The following is a 13,244-nucleotide window of genomic DNA, read 5'->3' as shown; positions in this document are numbered from 1 at the left end:
TTGGTGATGGCGTCTCGGCGAGGGAAGCTACGCATCGAGCGCAGTCGGCGAAGCGCCCTTTCGCTTAGGCCAAAGTGATGTCGCAGCTGCTCGTCGGACATGAAGCGAGGGACATGGTCCGTCATGCCGGTCTCCGCTTCTTCCGGCATTTCCGGAACCAGATCGAAGCCATCGCCTTCCATACCGGCACGCGATGCGTCGCTGCCCAAAGTTTGGCCTCATCGTCGATTGTCATTTCCTGCGCTTGGATGCATTCGGTGAGCGCCTCAGGATAAAGCGTTTCGCGAAACTCGGGGTCGGTCAGCAGGTACTCGGCCGATTTGATATGCGGCGCGGTGACCGGAGCGAGCTCTGCCTTCGCCAGAACCTCGAGGATCTGCCGAGCGCGCATCGCCCCCCGCCGCGATGTCAGGCCATTGATTGCGGCGATCGCGACCGTATCCCGAGGCGCATAGACCTTTGGCGTAGAGCGGAGAATGCGAAGGCCGGCACGATCGCATACCTGAGCTACCGTAATGGCTTCAGGGTCTTGAGCGGCCAATGCTGCAAAATGGATCTGCAGAGGGGTGACGTTCAGCCGTTCCTTGTTCTGCCCGATAAAGGCCACGGCCTGCGATTGCGTATCCGGTGCCTCTACGATCATGACTGGGATCGTTTCTATGTGAGGATTGCTGGCGCAGGCGATCGCAGTGTGCTGGCCGTCGAGTACCTTGAGCACGCTCTGGCCTTGGCCGTCTTCCGCGAATGCACAAATCGGAGGCTTGAATTTGGCCCAGTCGAAACCTTCGACGATGCGCCGAACTTGCTTCAGGCCTTTCTCGCCGACGGAGCGCTGGTAGGCCGGATCGACCCACAGGTCGCGCGGATCGACCATTTCGCATATCGGCGCGCCGGTAGTCGGTGCAGCGGGGATGAGCCCGGTCAGCGCAATCGGACGGACCTGGCGTAGCGGGGCAGGGGTTTCCGTCATGGAAGTCGCCCGAGCAAACGAAGCAGCATCTCTCGGTCACGCACGTGCATCTCGCAGACCACGATGCCCACCATGATCTGCTGGAGTTGATGCCTGGCAACGCCTGTGACCTCCCAGCCATCTTTCTCGCCAAACAACCGATATGTGCCGTGCCCGGTGTACTGGACATGGCAGACAAAGAGGTGCCCGTCGCCGTAGTCCAAGACATATATATCGTCAGCGACAAAGCCAGAGCGTGCGTAATAGACGGCGTCTTGTCCGTCCCGAAGACGAGGAGACATAAGGTCGCCACGCACAGCGAGGGCCAGCAGTGCAGGCGTAGGGCCTTGCATGGGTATCGATTGCAATGCTTGGGTCACGCCATCTCTCCCCGTGCTCGTGCGGCGCTGTCTTGGATCTTTCTCGACCGATTGAAATGAACGCCTTGCAGTTGCGTGAAGCAGCCTGGCTCATCCCCCTCGGTGCGCGACACCCAGACCCCGAGTATGGTGGGGTCGTATTCTTGAGCAGCATCACGCAGAGCGGCGATCGCCTTATCGAGCTTCGCGCGCCGGGCGTTGGCCGACGGCGCCTCCTGCAGCCGATTGGCGAGAGCTTTCGCGCGATCTATAAAGTCGTCGCTGCAGTCCGAGTCTCCGTAGTCGGTGGAAACAAGGAGTTGGATCGCCAGGTCCCGGGCGGTCAACGGAGCCATCTGCTCCACGATCGACACCTGCAGTTCGCGACAGCGCCGGTATTGCTCCTCACGTTGTACGGCATTCTCGCTGCTGGCAGCGGCTTTGCGCACATTCAGCCAGTCTGCATAGGCTTCTGCGATCGTCGCAGCCGCCGCTGGCAACGCGGTGTGTTCGGGTATAGGAAGGGGACATGCCATTTGAGCCTCCAACGGATCGGGTGGTAGAGGGCTCAGGACGGGTGGCCGCCCGCCTGGGCCCGTTTTAATGGGTCAGGCGGACTTTATCCGGACGCTATCGAACGAGTGCAGCAGAGCTTCCACCTGATCTCTATCTAGCGTTTCGGTGTGCTTGATGTGGAGAAGCAGGTAGCCGATCTTGCGCCGCAGCTCGATGGTGCTGGTCGGCACATACATTACCAGAGCGTCGAAGGCCTGCCGCTCTGCCTCATCGTATGCTTCTGTAACGGCATCTTCGTTGTCGACCGTGCACTCGAGGTCGGCTAGCGCCGCCGCGTGCTGTGCGATCAACCTGTAGATGGTCTGAGCAGTCGAAGGCAACGGCATTTGGGTCTCCATCGCTCTGTGAGCTTGAAGTTAACCCTAATGCCGGAAATATCCTGCGTCAACAGCTTTGCGTGAAATATCCGTCAGAATGGGTCGCGCAGAATCCTCGTCACTCGAATGGCCAGACCCTCAATCGTCAGCGTATTTCCTGGACCGGTAAGGTAGTTGTTGCGGAGGGTGCCAGGCTCGTCGTCTAAAATCTCGTGCGACCATATCTTGATCGCTTTCGGTTCGCCTACTGCCGGTCGGGTAGTGAGGTAGACGTCGCCGCCTGCGATCTCTATCTGGCGAGCGCTGTATTCACTGGCTTCAGTGCCAAGGTCCCTCCGAACGATGGCGATGGAGCCGGAAGACAACGGCAGGTCTATATCGCCAAAGTGATCCGCCACAAACGTAAGCTGGTCGCCCTCTAGAATACCAATTCCGGCCAGACTGTCATCGTCCATGATTGCCAAGCTCACTGCCTGTTTCGGGTGGCTTGGGTTTCTATACACAATCGTCGGGGAGATCGTTCGCTCCAAGCCGGAGCCGCGCTCACGATATATCCCTGTCGCCAGAACTATCGCTGAAGTTCGGATTTCGGTGTCCAAGAGAGCGTATTCCTCTCTAGACAGCCTGTCGGGCTTTGGGTCGTCTCGATCGCCGGTGAGATAGGCGAGGCTGCATTGTAGTGGCCCAGTCAACTTCTTGAGGGTGTCTACCCGAGGATGCGCCGCCTTCCCTTTGAGGATGTCCAGCACCGACGACCTACTTAGCCCCGCCTCAAGCGCCACCGCTGATGGGTTCTTATTAAGGGCGTCAAGCCTCGCTTGAATGCGATCTGCGACTGTCGATCTTGTCATGTAGTGAATATCCGTCATTGGCTTGACGGATTCAAATCAGAAAAATCCGGCTTATACCACTTGCGATAGGCGGATGTTTCCGGCATAGTAAACAGCATGGAAACAGCGCTACGCGAACATCTGCTCTCTTTGGCCCGTCAGTATGCGGATGCGGCAGGGGTAGGAATATCGACAGTTGGGCGGCGGTGCCGCCGCGACAGTTCGTTCTTCACCCGGATAGCTGACGCCGACAGTAGCTTTACCGCTCGCACTTTTGACGAGGTGGTGGCTTGGTTCGACGCCAACTGGCCGGACGGAACCGTCAAACCTGATTTCGCGCTCCAGCCGGAAGCTGTGAGTGCCTAGCCCTTAAGCAGTTCGGTCGGGCAGGTGGAGTGGGATCCTTTGTCCGGCCGTCACCAACCAATCGGAGATCGACCATGCGCGAGTTGACCGTGGACGGCGAAGCTATGTCTGCCGTCGAGGGACAATGCCCCGACGGGGTGATCGTGAACCTGCTGGATATGCAGGTGGGCCCGCAGCGTGCGGCCTTCGACAGCTACCAAGCGGCGTTCCGAGCGAATGAAAGGGAACCAAATTTGGCGCATGCCGCCGAGCTCGTTCGTGCATGGAATGTCTTGGCTGACGTGACGGGGCTCGCCCGCACATGAGGACAGCGCTTAATCAGATCAGTCGCTCTGACGCGCAAATCCTCACGGATCAGATCCGTGTAGCCGTCGATCAGCTCTGGGAATTGCTGCTCGAGGCACATGAGCGGCAGGCATGGAAGGCCATGGGGTATCCGACTTGGGACGCCTATATCGCCGGCGAATTCAACATGTCTCGGCGTCATTCCTATCGCCTCTTGGATCAAGGCATGGTGAACCGCGCCATAGCCGATGCCTCGGGGCAGGATGTGACCCATGGGTCACAAATATCCGAGCGCGAGGCCCGCGATCTCAAACCAATCATCGGCGAAGTGACCTCCGAAATACGGTCGCGCGTTGAAAGCGGAGAGCACCCAGGCAGGGCCGCATCGGAGGTTGTTGAGGCGAAGCGCGCGAATAAGAAGAGAGCTGATGCAGAGAAATCCGTCAGGAAGGTTGAGCGCGAAGCCGAGCAAGCCAAGCACGATAAGGAGCGAGCCAGAAACGCTGATGCGCTACCGGATGCCGTTAAAGAGCAGCAGGCCCGCAAGGCTGAAGCTATGGGCGAACGGCGCCAGCAGAGGACTGAGGTGGGCATCGACCGCATCGCCGCACTCGAGGCCGAGAACGAAGAGCTTCGTGAGACCAACAACGCCCTCGAAACCGAAATTGCCACCCTCAGGTCAGGTCACGCAAAATGGGAAGGCATGCGCGTCCAGTTCGAAAAGGGCGGGTTCGAGAAGGTGGTCGCAGATAAGGACGAGGAAATCCGCGTCCTGAAAACACGGGTCGAGTCCGAAAGCCGCGATAAGGTCGGATGGAAGAGATCTGCAGACCACTGGAAAGCGGAGGCCGAGAGGCTCGGATACAGCCGCGACCTGATCATGGACCTGGAAACGGGCGAGATCACCGATGCCTGATGGTGCAAGCATCATGGCCCGAGTTCGATCGCGTGGCGCTGACCTCAGGCTGGTCAATGGCGCGCTGCGTATTGTCAATGGCAATCGGCTCGATAGTACCGCCCGCGACTACATCATGCAGCACCGCCAAGAGGTACGAGCATATCTCGAGGCTGAGCGAGACTTTGAGATCGAGGAGCGCGCTGCTCTCATAGAGTTCGACGGTGGAGCCCCGCGACAGTGGGCAGAGCAGTTCGCCCGCGTCCTTTACAGCCAGCGCCCTGACGGCGTCAGTGACCTCGAGTGGTCGTGGTTCATGACTGCATGTGGCCGCATGATTGATGAAGCGCCTGGCCGGAGGGCAGCATGAACCTGTTCGCTCCAATCAGCAGGGACATAAACCTCCGTCCGTATCAGGATAGCGCGGTACAAAAACTCCGCGAGGGCATCCGGGAGAAGCGCCGACGGCAAATCCTCGTTGCTCCAACCGGCGCTGGCAAAACGGAAATGGCGATGAAGATCGTCCAAGGTGCCGAAGCGAAAGGGTCAAGGGCCTGGTTTATTGTCGATCGCGTCGCGCTGATCGACCAGACCAGTGACCGCTTCTCGTCTTACGGCATCGACCACGGCGTTATTCAGGCCGACCATTTCCTCACCGACTATTCGAAACCGATCCAGATTGCCAGCGCACAGACGATTGCCCGCCGGTCGATCCGCGACCTCCCAGACCTGATTATCTGGGACGAGTGTCATGCGATATACAAGGCGATCGTCGATCTCATCGAGCGGGCTGAGTTCGCCAACGCAATCGGCCTCACGGCAACTCCGTTCACTGCCGGAATGGCCGATCACTGGGATGGGCTGGTCAACAGCACAACCGTCAACCAGTTACTCTCGGAAGGCTACCTTGCGCCGCTGAAGGTCAAGGCCTGCGTGACGCCGGACATGGCAGGCACCAAGAAGAAGTTCACCGGCGAATATGAGGACGAAGAGGCAGGTCAGCGCGGCATCACCATCATCGGTGACGTGGTGCAGACCTGGGTGTCGCAGACAGCGAAGCACTTTGGCGGTCCGGTGAAAACCATCGTCTTTTCGCCATCGGTGAGACACGGCGAAGAGTTGTGCCGCCAGTTCGCCGATGCAGGCTTCAACTTCCAGCAGATCAGCTACCTCGACAAGGATGATGACGAGCGCCGCGAAAAGATCAGCGAGTTCCGCAAGCCAGACAGCGCGATTGACGGGCTGGTCTCTTGCGCGGTGCTGACAAAGGGGTTCGACGTCCCCGACGTGCTGTGCGGTATCTCGTGCCGGCCATACCGCAAATCCTTCTCGTCTCATGTTCAGGAGATGGGGCGGGTCATGCGCACCTTTCCAGGCAAAGAGTTTGGGCTCTGGCTCGATCACTCCGGAAATTGCGTTTCTTTCGCAGAGGATACGGCTTGGCTGTTTGAGTATGGGGTCGACAACCTCTCCACTGCGCAGAAGCGTGACACTGAAGTTCGTGAGCCGACCGAGCGCGTAAAGCAGGAGCGTTTCTGCGGCGGGTGCGGTGGACAGATGGAGCCCGGAGATGCCCCCTGCTCTCTATGCGGGTGGGAGCGTCCAAAGCGCGGTGAGATCCAGATCGTCGAGGGCGAACTTGTCGACCTGAACCTCAGTGCCCCCGATGCTTTCGCGCCGAGGAAGGGGCTGCGGGCAGCCTGTCTTAGCAACCCGCGCGGGGTCTGGAACGCAGCGCTCGCGTACTGCCTCTCAAATTGCCGGAACGGCGAAGACAAGGCTCGGAAGTGGGCATATGGCGTTTGGCGGGGCATCTATCCCGAGGCGAAATTGCCGAACGGGCTATTCGACGCCCCGTGCACCCATCACCTCGTGACGCCCGATCAGTACGGACTGATCGAGCGCGAAGTCACGCGGTTCCGCAAACGTCCGCGGAGGCGCGCAGCGTGACGCTCGAGGAGGCTCTCCAACAGGCCTGCGCGTCGGTCGGCATCTTGCCGCCGAAAGAGCGCACGCCTCGCCGGTGGCTGCTGGCTGATGTTGTCGGCAAGCGCAGCAAAGGCGATGGCCGGGTGATCATGGATGACGACAGGGTATCGGCCTTCAACTGGCAACGGGCGACAAGGCGACAGTGTGGCTCAAGGAGCAGCGCACTGCAGAAGACAAGCGCCGGTTTGCAGAGCGCAAGGCGCGCGATGAGAAGCGTGACCGTGAGCGCTCAGAGCGCGCTTCGAATATCGCTGAGCGGCTCGTGACGACCGCCAAGATGGACGGCCATCCATATCTGCGCCGCAAAGGCTTTCAGACCGAGAAGGCACTGGTAATTGGCGCCGACGCCGTCCGAGAGATCGGCGGCGAGTATCTCGTACCGGACCGCGCTATGTCGGCAATCGTGGTACCGGCGCGCGTCGGAGTTCGACTGGCGAGCGTCCAGTTGATCTGGGAAGATGGCACCAAAAAATTCCTCGCTGGTGGACAGATGGGCGGCGCATGGCACCGCATCGCGACCGGCGCCGATACTTGGTTGTGTGAGGGATACGCCACAGCGCTGTCTATCCGTATGGCACTCAAAGGGCTCGGTCGCCGCGATACCGTGCTGGTCTGCTTCTCCGCCGCAAATATCGTGAAAGTGTCGGGCTCAGTCCGGGGCCGCTGCTTTGTCGCTGCAGACCATGACATGCCGCCGAGCGCCAACCCTGAACAGTTCGGCGGCCTCGGTGCAGGCGAGCACTTCGCGCGCCAGACCGGCAAGCCCTACACCATGCCTCCGGGCGAGAAGATGGACCTCAACGACCTGCATGCCGCGGAAGGGATCTTTGCCGTTCAGCGGCTGATCCTCAGTATTTTGCGAGAGCGGTCGACATGAGGTTGCGAGACAAGAGAGAGCGTCAGGCGCTCAAGTTTCTAATGTCTCGCCGCGTCGCCAACGCAATCGATCTGGCACGCGCAGCCACGGACGGCGAGGTGCGTCGGGAACACATGAAGGATTCCGGAAGTCTCGGCGTGATGCTGGGCAATCGTTTCATCCGGCGCGGCTTCGCGCGCCTCGACAAGTACAACCGTTATGAGTGGGTGCCGAAGTGACAGAGCGTTATTACGACGAAGGATTGCAGGCGTGGGTGACGGTCTGCCGGCCCGGTGCCGCCAAGGGCGTCTTGACCGCTGAGGGCTTCCGTGGCGCCCGAGCATCGGGATGGGGAGCGTCCAAATCCGCGTCATCTGCGAAAGCTTGGAATGGATCCAGCAAGCGATCGAGAAAGAAGCGCAAAGCTTAGCCTCAGCCGCCTAGTTACATACGCCCAGCCCGTCTGTCGGGGGTCCGGCCAAGCGAAAGTGGAGGCTACGGACGGCACACCAAATGAACGAAGCGGGATACCGCCGTCCATGGAAGGAGGATACTCCTTGCGCGCATTGTCGGCTGGTCGGCTCTGCGCGTGAACCGTCTGCTTGTGACGCACTGGTAGCGATGACCGGGCAACCCCATCGCGCTCTACTTGAGAAATCCAGCGCCCAGCTCATGCTCGTTGCCATACCCGGCTCGGTCCTGCATGACAGCGTCCCCCTCACCGATTCTCCGGCGGGGGGACGTATGCCCAGAACCACCCCTCTCTATCCTGCATAAGATTTCTGACAGTCAGATTGGAGTCATCCCATGAGGCTCGACCTATCTTGTCGTGCTCCACAGCGCACTGGCGAGAGCGGGATCGGATACGTCGCCGCCCGAGGCAGCCGTGTCGATGCTGACGATGCGCCAGAACGTGGTGCCGACTTTGTTGATCAGCATGGAGGCCCGCCAGCCCTCACTGTCGAAAGTGCCATCCGCGCGTAGCACGCCCGGCGTCAGGGTCTGGGCAAAGTCTCCGAACGTCATCGTGCCGGCGACACCAGCCTTCAGGGCCCGGCCATAGGTCGCCAAGTCGGTGACATCGGCAACCTCATCCTCGGCGCCGAAGATCGCCTGCTTGGTACCATCTGCATTGTTAAAGACGTGGACCGTTGCGCCTTGGCCATTGTCCTGAGCGGAAGCGGTCCAACCAGCAGGCAGCATCATGCGCTTGCCGGTGACTGGGTTGGTCCACTCCATCGAGATGACTGAAGTCGGATTGGGTGGGCTGTACGCTACGGGCTTGGGCCAGACGCTGTATGCGATCCCACCGACGAATACCAAGGCGCAGAAGAGCATGCCGCTGGCCCGACGCCATCCGGGGATGTCGTCTTGCTTCACCAGCACGATGCCTTCGTCGTAGCTCGCCGGCAGGCCCTTGGTCGCACGGCGGTATTGGAAGACGAGCGAGAAGATCGACACGATCGGAATGCCGAAGGCGAGGCCTTGAACCCATACCTTGAGTTCGCGGACGATCTGGCCGATAAGACCAAGGTGACCGTTGAGATAGGCGAAGCGTAGCGCCATAACCGATTTGCCGATCGTCGTGCCGAAGATGCCCGTCACGATGCCATTGAGGATCAACGCGACCGGCAACAGGATAACGTTCTGGACCTGAGCCTGCTGGCTCACAAGCTGCAGGTAGAGGCTTGGCGCCCAATATGCCAAGGCATATCCGACGCCTAAGCCGGCAAGGTAGCTGGTGATCGTGAGGTCCAGCGCGCGAGCAAAGTATCGAGACCAAGGGCTGTTTTTGTTCAACTCGCGTCGCTCGGCAGCCGGCACGAAAATGGGTTCTCCCCAACCATCGGGCCTCTCGTCCTCGGATACGGTGGGCTCATCCATCGCCGGCGCCCGTGAGCCACGGGATTTGAGCACAGAGTGTGGCCTCAGATCCTCGACTACGAGAGCAGCAGGCGCAGGTTCGGGGCTATTCCCCTCGACCGGTTGTTGAGGCGGTAACGGTGGCGGAGATGCGCGAAGATTTTGGAAAGGCAGCTGCAGCCGGAGGGGTGCCCACTGCGGCATGCCTTCGCTCCAGACAAGGGTGTCACCGTCCAAGCGACCGGTCAGGAACAGGTTACGGATGTATTCTTCATTGTGCGGACCATCGGCCGCACCCTCTGCAGCAAAATACCAATCGGCCAAGTCGATTCCCCCAACGGCCAAAGTCTTCGCCTAGATCGTGCCACAATTAGGCGCAGCTCGTCACGATCTACTTCATCAGTGGGTCAATCTTCGAGGACCAAGCTGTTGACGAAGCGGTCGATTTCAGCCAGATTACCTGTATCCCACTCTGCCTGCCCGACCTCTCCTTCGTTATCGAGAGGTTGCATATGCCTAAGCCCCGCACGGGTAAGCCAGCTCAGATCACATTCGAACAGGCCATTGCCGAGTTGCCGGACGCCGAAGCGAAACTGCGCGCGGAGTCGACAGAGTACGCGCGGGCCTATGAGCAGTGCATAACCGAACTCCACCGCCTGCACGGTATTATGGCAAGGGAGCGGGCGCGACACCTCCAGACTAAGGTGCGTGTCGATCAGTTGCGCGCTGTGATAGACAGGGGAGACGGCGAAGGTCGACCGGCGGTAGTCTATCGGTCGATACCCAATCCCTACATCACTCAAGGCCTGATCGACGCGGTGGCTAGCGACGAGGTGGAAACCAAGCACGAAGCCAGTCAGATGGCGGCTATGAATCTGACGCTGCTCGTTGGCGGGCTAGCGCGTGTGCGCAACAAGACCGAACTCCAGACCGCCGCTGCGATCCGCTACTCCAATCTGCACGACCGGTCTCAAATTGGCGGTGCGCGAGCGGTGGATTATTCGAAAGAGCGTGTGGACACGTCAGGTCCGAAGCAAGACGCCCTCTCGGCATCCCAAGATGACGCGCGAGCAGAACTGGCTGGTGCCCGTAAGGTCCTTGGTGTACATCATGCGAGCATAGTGGACGCCGTAGTCATCGGTGGGGAGTCGATCCGAACGGTGGCCAAACGGCTTGGAAATGGCCAGAGCGGATCTGGCCGGCGAAAAGCTGAGGCTGCGCTGCTTGATGCACTCGACGTATTAGTCGACTATTTTGCGATGCAGCCCAACGCGCAAGTAAGGCAGAGAAGGTGGAGCGATGGCAGCCGGGCAAGGATCTTGAGAGACCTCGACGGACTGCCGTTAGCGTATGGTCCTGAGGAGGCCTAATCTGGCCCCTTGCGCGGTTGGGCCAAATCGGCGTATGAAGTGTTATTCGCCATATTAGCGCTCGCGTAAAGGCTCCGCTTGTCGGGAGCCTTTTGCATTTGATTCACTTGGATCTTTACGGTCCGTGCAGTCTAGCCGGAAGCGCACCTGTTCACTGCCGGCCTTTTCGACCCTGGGCGAGCAGCAGCCTGAAAGCACTAGATTGAATTGCGGACCGCGTAAGTGAACATGGTCCGCATCCGCGTCTGTCCCTGCTGTTATTTCCTGACGCCCTTAGGAGATACAGTGATGATGCCATCGATGAGTATGAGTTGATCGAGCGTCAGCCAAGTATCTTTGAGTGTCACAATAAGTGACCAGGAACTCATATCCCGCTCGTCTTCAAGTGCATAGACCTCTGATCCCTGACCACTGCGCTCTATTTTGACAAAACGCCGAATATTATAGATTGAAGGGGCGGTATAGTTAGACAAAAGATTACTTAGCTCTAGGGTGTCGCCGTCAAAAAGCGAGAAATCCAAAACCGTGTCGGGATCAGAGGTAAAGTTCATAAACCAGAAACTATCCGCTCCACTTCCGCCGGTGAGAACGTCATAACCCGACTGGCCGACTAACTCGTCAGCGCCTGGGCCTCCGTCCAGGATGTCGTCTCCAGCACCACCAAGGAGGGTATCGTTTCCTTCCTCTCCGTAGAGAATATCTTCCCCGCCACCCCCAAAGATGTAGTCTCTATCAGTTCCGCCATACAGTGTGTCATTGCCCTCGTAAGCGGCTGAATCCCCTCCATCTCCATAAATGTCATCTCTGCCGGCTCCGCCCCAAATCGTGTCATCATGGTGGCGGCCGAAGAGTTTATCGTTGCCTTCTCCGCCAAATAGTACGTCGCTGCCCAATCCTCCCTCCATGGTGTCCCAACCTGCGCGACCATGCAGGATGTCATCGCCCTCCATGCCGTAGATTAGGTCGTCTCCATTCGACCCTCGGACCTCATCGTCGCCACGCAGCTCGTGCGGATCTGTAACAACGCTTACAAGGATAGTGCTCGAGATCTGGTTCTTGTTGGCTATCGTGATAGTGAGCGAGTCCACAGTTGAGACTGATGAGGGAGATCTGTTGCGATACGCTAGTGTCCCGTCTGGCCACACATTAAACGTACCGTAATCGGCTCTCACGTACCCCCGTGCGCGGTCGATGGTGACCGCCTCTGTCCAAGTCGATATCTGAACAACATGGTCTCCAGCCTCTATCTGCTCCGGCTCTAAGAGATAGTATAAGTGTGCTGGGTCATCGCTTAGATAGAAAAACTTTGTAGCGACTTCAGGGGGAGTGTCCGAGTCTACAGCGACCGAAGTACTTGCAATTGCACCAGCTGGAGGTCGACCTTGCGGTGTTTGTTCCTGAGACGTCGCAAAGTAGAGCCACCAAGCCACGAGCATTGCGTGCAGCGATGCGAAGAGAATAAAGGCAGTCGCGTAAGCGCGGAAATGTTGAGGCTGAAGTACAAGATAAAATAAGCCTAGGCCTAAAAGCGATAAACCCACGGCGGATCCAACAACGGTGTAAGGGATCCCGGGGATTTCGGTGGCCACTAATGTGGCGGTTATGCCTGTAATTGGCCCGCAAATGCCAACAAACTTTGGTAGGTCAAAGGCGCGCTCCGCGCGCGCAAGCACACTGGGCGCCCACTTAATCATTCACATTGTCCTTCGGCAGAGCGAGCGACTGACGTGAACCTATCCTATTCAATGTGCTGAGATGTCCATCAAGATCGAATTCCACGGCGAAGGCCTGCCCAAGTTTCAAGATGCTGTTGAAGCTCTTGGTGAAGGCAAAGCCACCAGCGCATACCGCAAGGCTCTGAACTCCACCGGCAAGAAGGTTTTCACTCAGGTCAAGCGCAGCGTAGCCAAACAGATGGGCACATCGCAACGCAATGTGGTGAAGCACGGTGGCATGAAGCGCGTCCCGGCATCGGGTGCTCATCTTGTTACGACGATCGAAGCCAAAGGCAATTACCTGCCACTGAGCGACTTCAAGTCTCGCCAGGTCGGTGCTGGTGCTTCCGCTGCGCCTTGGGCAACACGCCGGATCTTCCGTGGCACTTTCATCATCGCAAAGCTTGGTGGCAACGTCTTTCGTCGCACAGGCAAGTTCAGTCCTGCCTCTGGCCGTCACAACGCCATCGAGAAGCTATGGGGACCAGCAGTGCCGAAGGAGATGGTGAGAGACGAAAGCGCGGCAACGTTCGATCGCGTCGTCCGCACCGAGTTGGCACCGGAGGTCAACCGCCTCCTCAAGCTGATGAGCAATGGCGCGCTATCGTGACGATCAACGAAGAACTCCAGTCAGTCGCTCGCCGCATAGAGAGACTGTCACCATCGCCGCGCAATCCCGATCGCTTCCACGAAGACAAGTCAGAGATCGTTCGCGATCTGCTCGATCTTGCTAAATCGGTTGGTCAGTCGAGCAAGCCATCGATGGTCGCGACGCCCCCCGGTTCAGGGACCGTTTGCAGCGTCACAGCCGTTAGCGGGCGCGCAGCCGCGAAATCTGGCTAGGTCCAGAACCTCCAAATCGCACTTTGCTTTG

General features: G+C 58.9%; 16 protein-coding genes and 1 pseudogene. 9 read left to right on the top strand and 8 right to left on the bottom strand.

The genetic code is table 11. The features are described 5' to 3' along the window. Window positions 1-121: 121 nt before the first annotated feature. The 5 genes from IE127_RS02640 to IE127_RS02620 form a co-directional block, all read right to left on the bottom strand. Window positions 122-970 (bottom strand): ParB N-terminal domain-containing protein, encoded by an 849-nt coding sequence (locus tag IE127_RS02640; RefSeq protein ID WP_189423060.1) that lies wholly within the window; start codon window positions 968-970, stop codon window positions 122-124. Beyond that, on the bottom strand, window positions 967-1,329 hold the full coding sequence (locus IE127_RS02635; RefSeq protein ID WP_189423058.1) for a S24/S26 family peptidase: 363 nt from the start codon (window positions 1,327-1,329) through the stop codon (window positions 967-969). Before IE127_RS02635 ends, IE127_RS02640 begins: the two co-directional genes overlap by 4 nt. Then, window positions 1,326-1,844, bottom strand: a complete 519-nt coding sequence (locus IE127_RS02630; protein WP_189423056.1) for a hypothetical protein — start codon at window positions 1,842-1,844, stop codon at window positions 1,326-1,328. Before IE127_RS02630 ends, IE127_RS02635 begins: the two co-directional genes overlap by 4 nt. A 72-nt stretch (window positions 1,845-1,916) precedes the next feature. Next, a complete protein-coding gene (locus IE127_RS02625; protein WP_189423054.1) occupies window positions 1,917-2,210 on the bottom strand; it encodes a hypothetical protein in 294 nt (97 codons plus the stop codon). An 83-nt stretch (window positions 2,211-2,293) separates the two neighbouring features. Beyond that, a complete protein-coding gene (locus tag IE127_RS02620; protein ID WP_189423052.1) occupies window positions 2,294-3,052 on the bottom strand; it encodes a helix-turn-helix domain-containing protein in 759 nt (252 codons plus the stop codon). Window positions 3,053-3,148: 96 nt separating this feature from the next. Between IE127_RS02620 and IE127_RS02615 the strand changes: the two genes are divergently transcribed. The 7 genes from IE127_RS02615 to IE127_RS02585 all read left to right on the top strand — a co-directional run bounded on the left by IE127_RS02615 (window position 3,149) and on the right by IE127_RS02585 (window position 7,661). Next, entirely contained in the window at window positions 3,149-3,397 is a 249-nt protein-coding gene (locus IE127_RS02615) for a hypothetical protein (protein ID WP_189423050.1), read from the top strand. A 74-nt stretch (window positions 3,398-3,471) separates the two neighbouring features. Further along, on the top strand, window positions 3,472-3,702 hold the full coding sequence (locus tag IE127_RS02610; protein WP_189423048.1) for a hypothetical protein: 231 nt from the start codon (window positions 3,472-3,474) through the stop codon (window positions 3,700-3,702). Further along, complete coding sequence (locus IE127_RS02605) at window positions 3,699-4,598, top strand: hypothetical protein (RefSeq protein ID WP_189423046.1); 900 nt, start codon at window positions 3,699-3,701, stop codon at window positions 4,596-4,598. Before IE127_RS02610 ends, IE127_RS02605 begins: the two co-directional genes overlap by 4 nt. Before the next feature lie 13 nt (window positions 4,599-4,611). Continuing rightward, a complete protein-coding gene (locus tag IE127_RS02600; protein WP_189423044.1) occupies window positions 4,612-4,947 on the top strand; it encodes a hypothetical protein in 336 nt (111 codons plus the stop codon). Then, the gene (locus IE127_RS02595; RefSeq protein ID WP_189423042.1) at window positions 4,944-6,527 is read left to right on the top strand and encodes a DEAD/DEAH box helicase; all 1,584 of its coding nucleotides are present in this window, start codon (window positions 4,944-4,946) and stop codon (window positions 6,525-6,527) included. Before IE127_RS02600 ends, IE127_RS02595 begins: the two co-directional genes overlap by 4 nt. Window positions 6,528-6,708: 181 nt before the next feature. Further along, window positions 6,709-7,443, top strand: a complete 735-nt coding sequence (locus tag IE127_RS02590) for a primase/helicase family protein (protein ID WP_189423040.1) — start codon at window positions 6,709-6,711, stop codon at window positions 7,441-7,443. After that, a complete protein-coding gene (locus IE127_RS02585) occupies window positions 7,440-7,661 on the top strand; it encodes a hypothetical protein (RefSeq protein WP_189423039.1) in 222 nt (73 codons plus the stop codon). The genes IE127_RS02590 and IE127_RS02585 overlap by 4 nt, the downstream gene beginning before the upstream one ends. A 580-nt stretch (window positions 7,662-8,241) precedes the next feature. On the opposite strand, the gene IE127_RS02580 is transcribed toward IE127_RS02585, so the two are convergent. Together IE127_RS02580 and IE127_RS19890 are read right to left on the bottom strand one after the other, a co-directional pair. Then, complete coding sequence (locus IE127_RS02580; RefSeq protein WP_244639887.1) at window positions 8,242-9,306, bottom strand: RDD family protein; 1,065 nt, start codon at window positions 9,304-9,306, stop codon at window positions 8,242-8,244. A gap of 171 nt (window positions 9,307-9,477) precedes the next feature. Next, a pseudogene (locus IE127_RS19890) lies at window positions 9,478-9,609 on the bottom strand (DUF4339 domain-containing protein); the annotation flags it as partial. Window positions 9,610-9,797: 188 nt separating this feature from the next. Between IE127_RS19890 and IE127_RS02575 the strand changes: the two are divergent. Then, window positions 9,798-10,655, top strand: a complete 858-nt coding sequence (locus IE127_RS02575; protein ID WP_189423034.1) for a hypothetical protein — start codon at window positions 9,798-9,800, stop codon at window positions 10,653-10,655. 257 nt (window positions 10,656-10,912) lie between these two features. Here IE127_RS02575 and IE127_RS02570 read toward each other — a convergent pair whose 3' ends face one another. Then, a complete protein-coding gene (locus IE127_RS02570; RefSeq protein WP_189423032.1) occupies window positions 10,913-12,349 on the bottom strand; it encodes a calcium-binding protein in 1,437 nt (478 codons plus the stop codon). Window positions 12,350-12,410: 61 nt separating this feature from the next. On the opposite strand from IE127_RS02570, the gene IE127_RS02565 reads away from it, so the two are divergent. Beyond that, entirely contained in the window at window positions 12,411-12,980 is a 570-nt protein-coding gene (locus tag IE127_RS02565) for a hypothetical protein (protein ID WP_189423030.1), read from the top strand. Window positions 12,981-13,244 lie beyond the last annotated feature (264 nt).

Source organism: Devosia pacifica (assembly GCF_014652635.1).
In the GTDB taxonomy this organism is placed as follows: Bacteria; Pseudomonadota; Alphaproteobacteria; order Rhizobiales; family Devosiaceae; genus Devosia; species Devosia pacifica.
Note: the sequence above shows the minus strand (reverse complement) of the source record. Positions and strands in the feature narration are given on the sequence as shown.

Excerpts from the sequence above, each read along its gene's own strand:
- IE127_RS02640 (WP_189423060.1), bottom strand. The coding sequence starts at position 970 with ATGACGGAAACCCCTGCCCCGCTACGCCAGGTCCGTCCGATTGCGCTG.
- IE127_RS02630 (WP_189423056.1), bottom strand. The coding sequence starts at position 1,844 with ATGGCATGTCCCCTTCCTATACCCGAACACACCGCGTTGCCAGCGGCG.
- IE127_RS02625 (WP_189423054.1), bottom strand. The coding sequence starts at position 2,210 with ATGCCGTTGCCTTCGACTGCTCAGACCATCTACAGGTTGATCGCACAG.
- IE127_RS02620 (WP_189423052.1), bottom strand. The coding sequence starts at position 3,052 with ATGACAAGATCGACAGTCGCAGATCGCATTCAAGCGAGGCTTGACGCC.
- IE127_RS02615 (WP_189423050.1), top strand. The coding sequence starts at position 3,149 with ATGGAAACAGCGCTACGCGAACATCTGCTCTCTTTGGCCCGTCAGTAT.
- IE127_RS02610 (WP_189423048.1), top strand. The coding sequence starts at position 3,472 with ATGCGCGAGTTGACCGTGGACGGCGAAGCTATGTCTGCCGTCGAGGGA.
- IE127_RS02605 (WP_189423046.1), top strand. The coding sequence starts at position 3,699 with ATGAGGACAGCGCTTAATCAGATCAGTCGCTCTGACGCGCAAATCCTC.
- IE127_RS02600 (WP_189423044.1), top strand. The coding sequence starts at position 4,612 with ATGGCCCGAGTTCGATCGCGTGGCGCTGACCTCAGGCTGGTCAATGGC.
- IE127_RS02595 (WP_189423042.1), top strand. The coding sequence starts at position 4,944 with ATGAACCTGTTCGCTCCAATCAGCAGGGACATAAACCTCCGTCCGTAT.
- IE127_RS02585 (WP_189423039.1), top strand. The coding sequence starts at position 7,440 with ATGAGGTTGCGAGACAAGAGAGAGCGTCAGGCGCTCAAGTTTCTAATG.
- IE127_RS02580 (WP_244639887.1), bottom strand. The coding sequence starts at position 9,306 with ATGGATGAGCCCACCGTATCCGAGGACGAGAGGCCCGATGGTTGGGGA.
- IE127_RS02575 (WP_189423034.1), top strand. The coding sequence starts at position 9,798 with ATGCCTAAGCCCCGCACGGGTAAGCCAGCTCAGATCACATTCGAACAG.
- IE127_RS02570 (WP_189423032.1), bottom strand. The coding sequence starts at position 12,349 with ATGATTAAGTGGGCGCCCAGTGTGCTTGCGCGCGCGGAGCGCGCCTTT.
- IE127_RS02565 (WP_189423030.1), top strand. The coding sequence starts at position 12,411 with ATGTCCATCAAGATCGAATTCCACGGCGAAGGCCTGCCCAAGTTTCAA.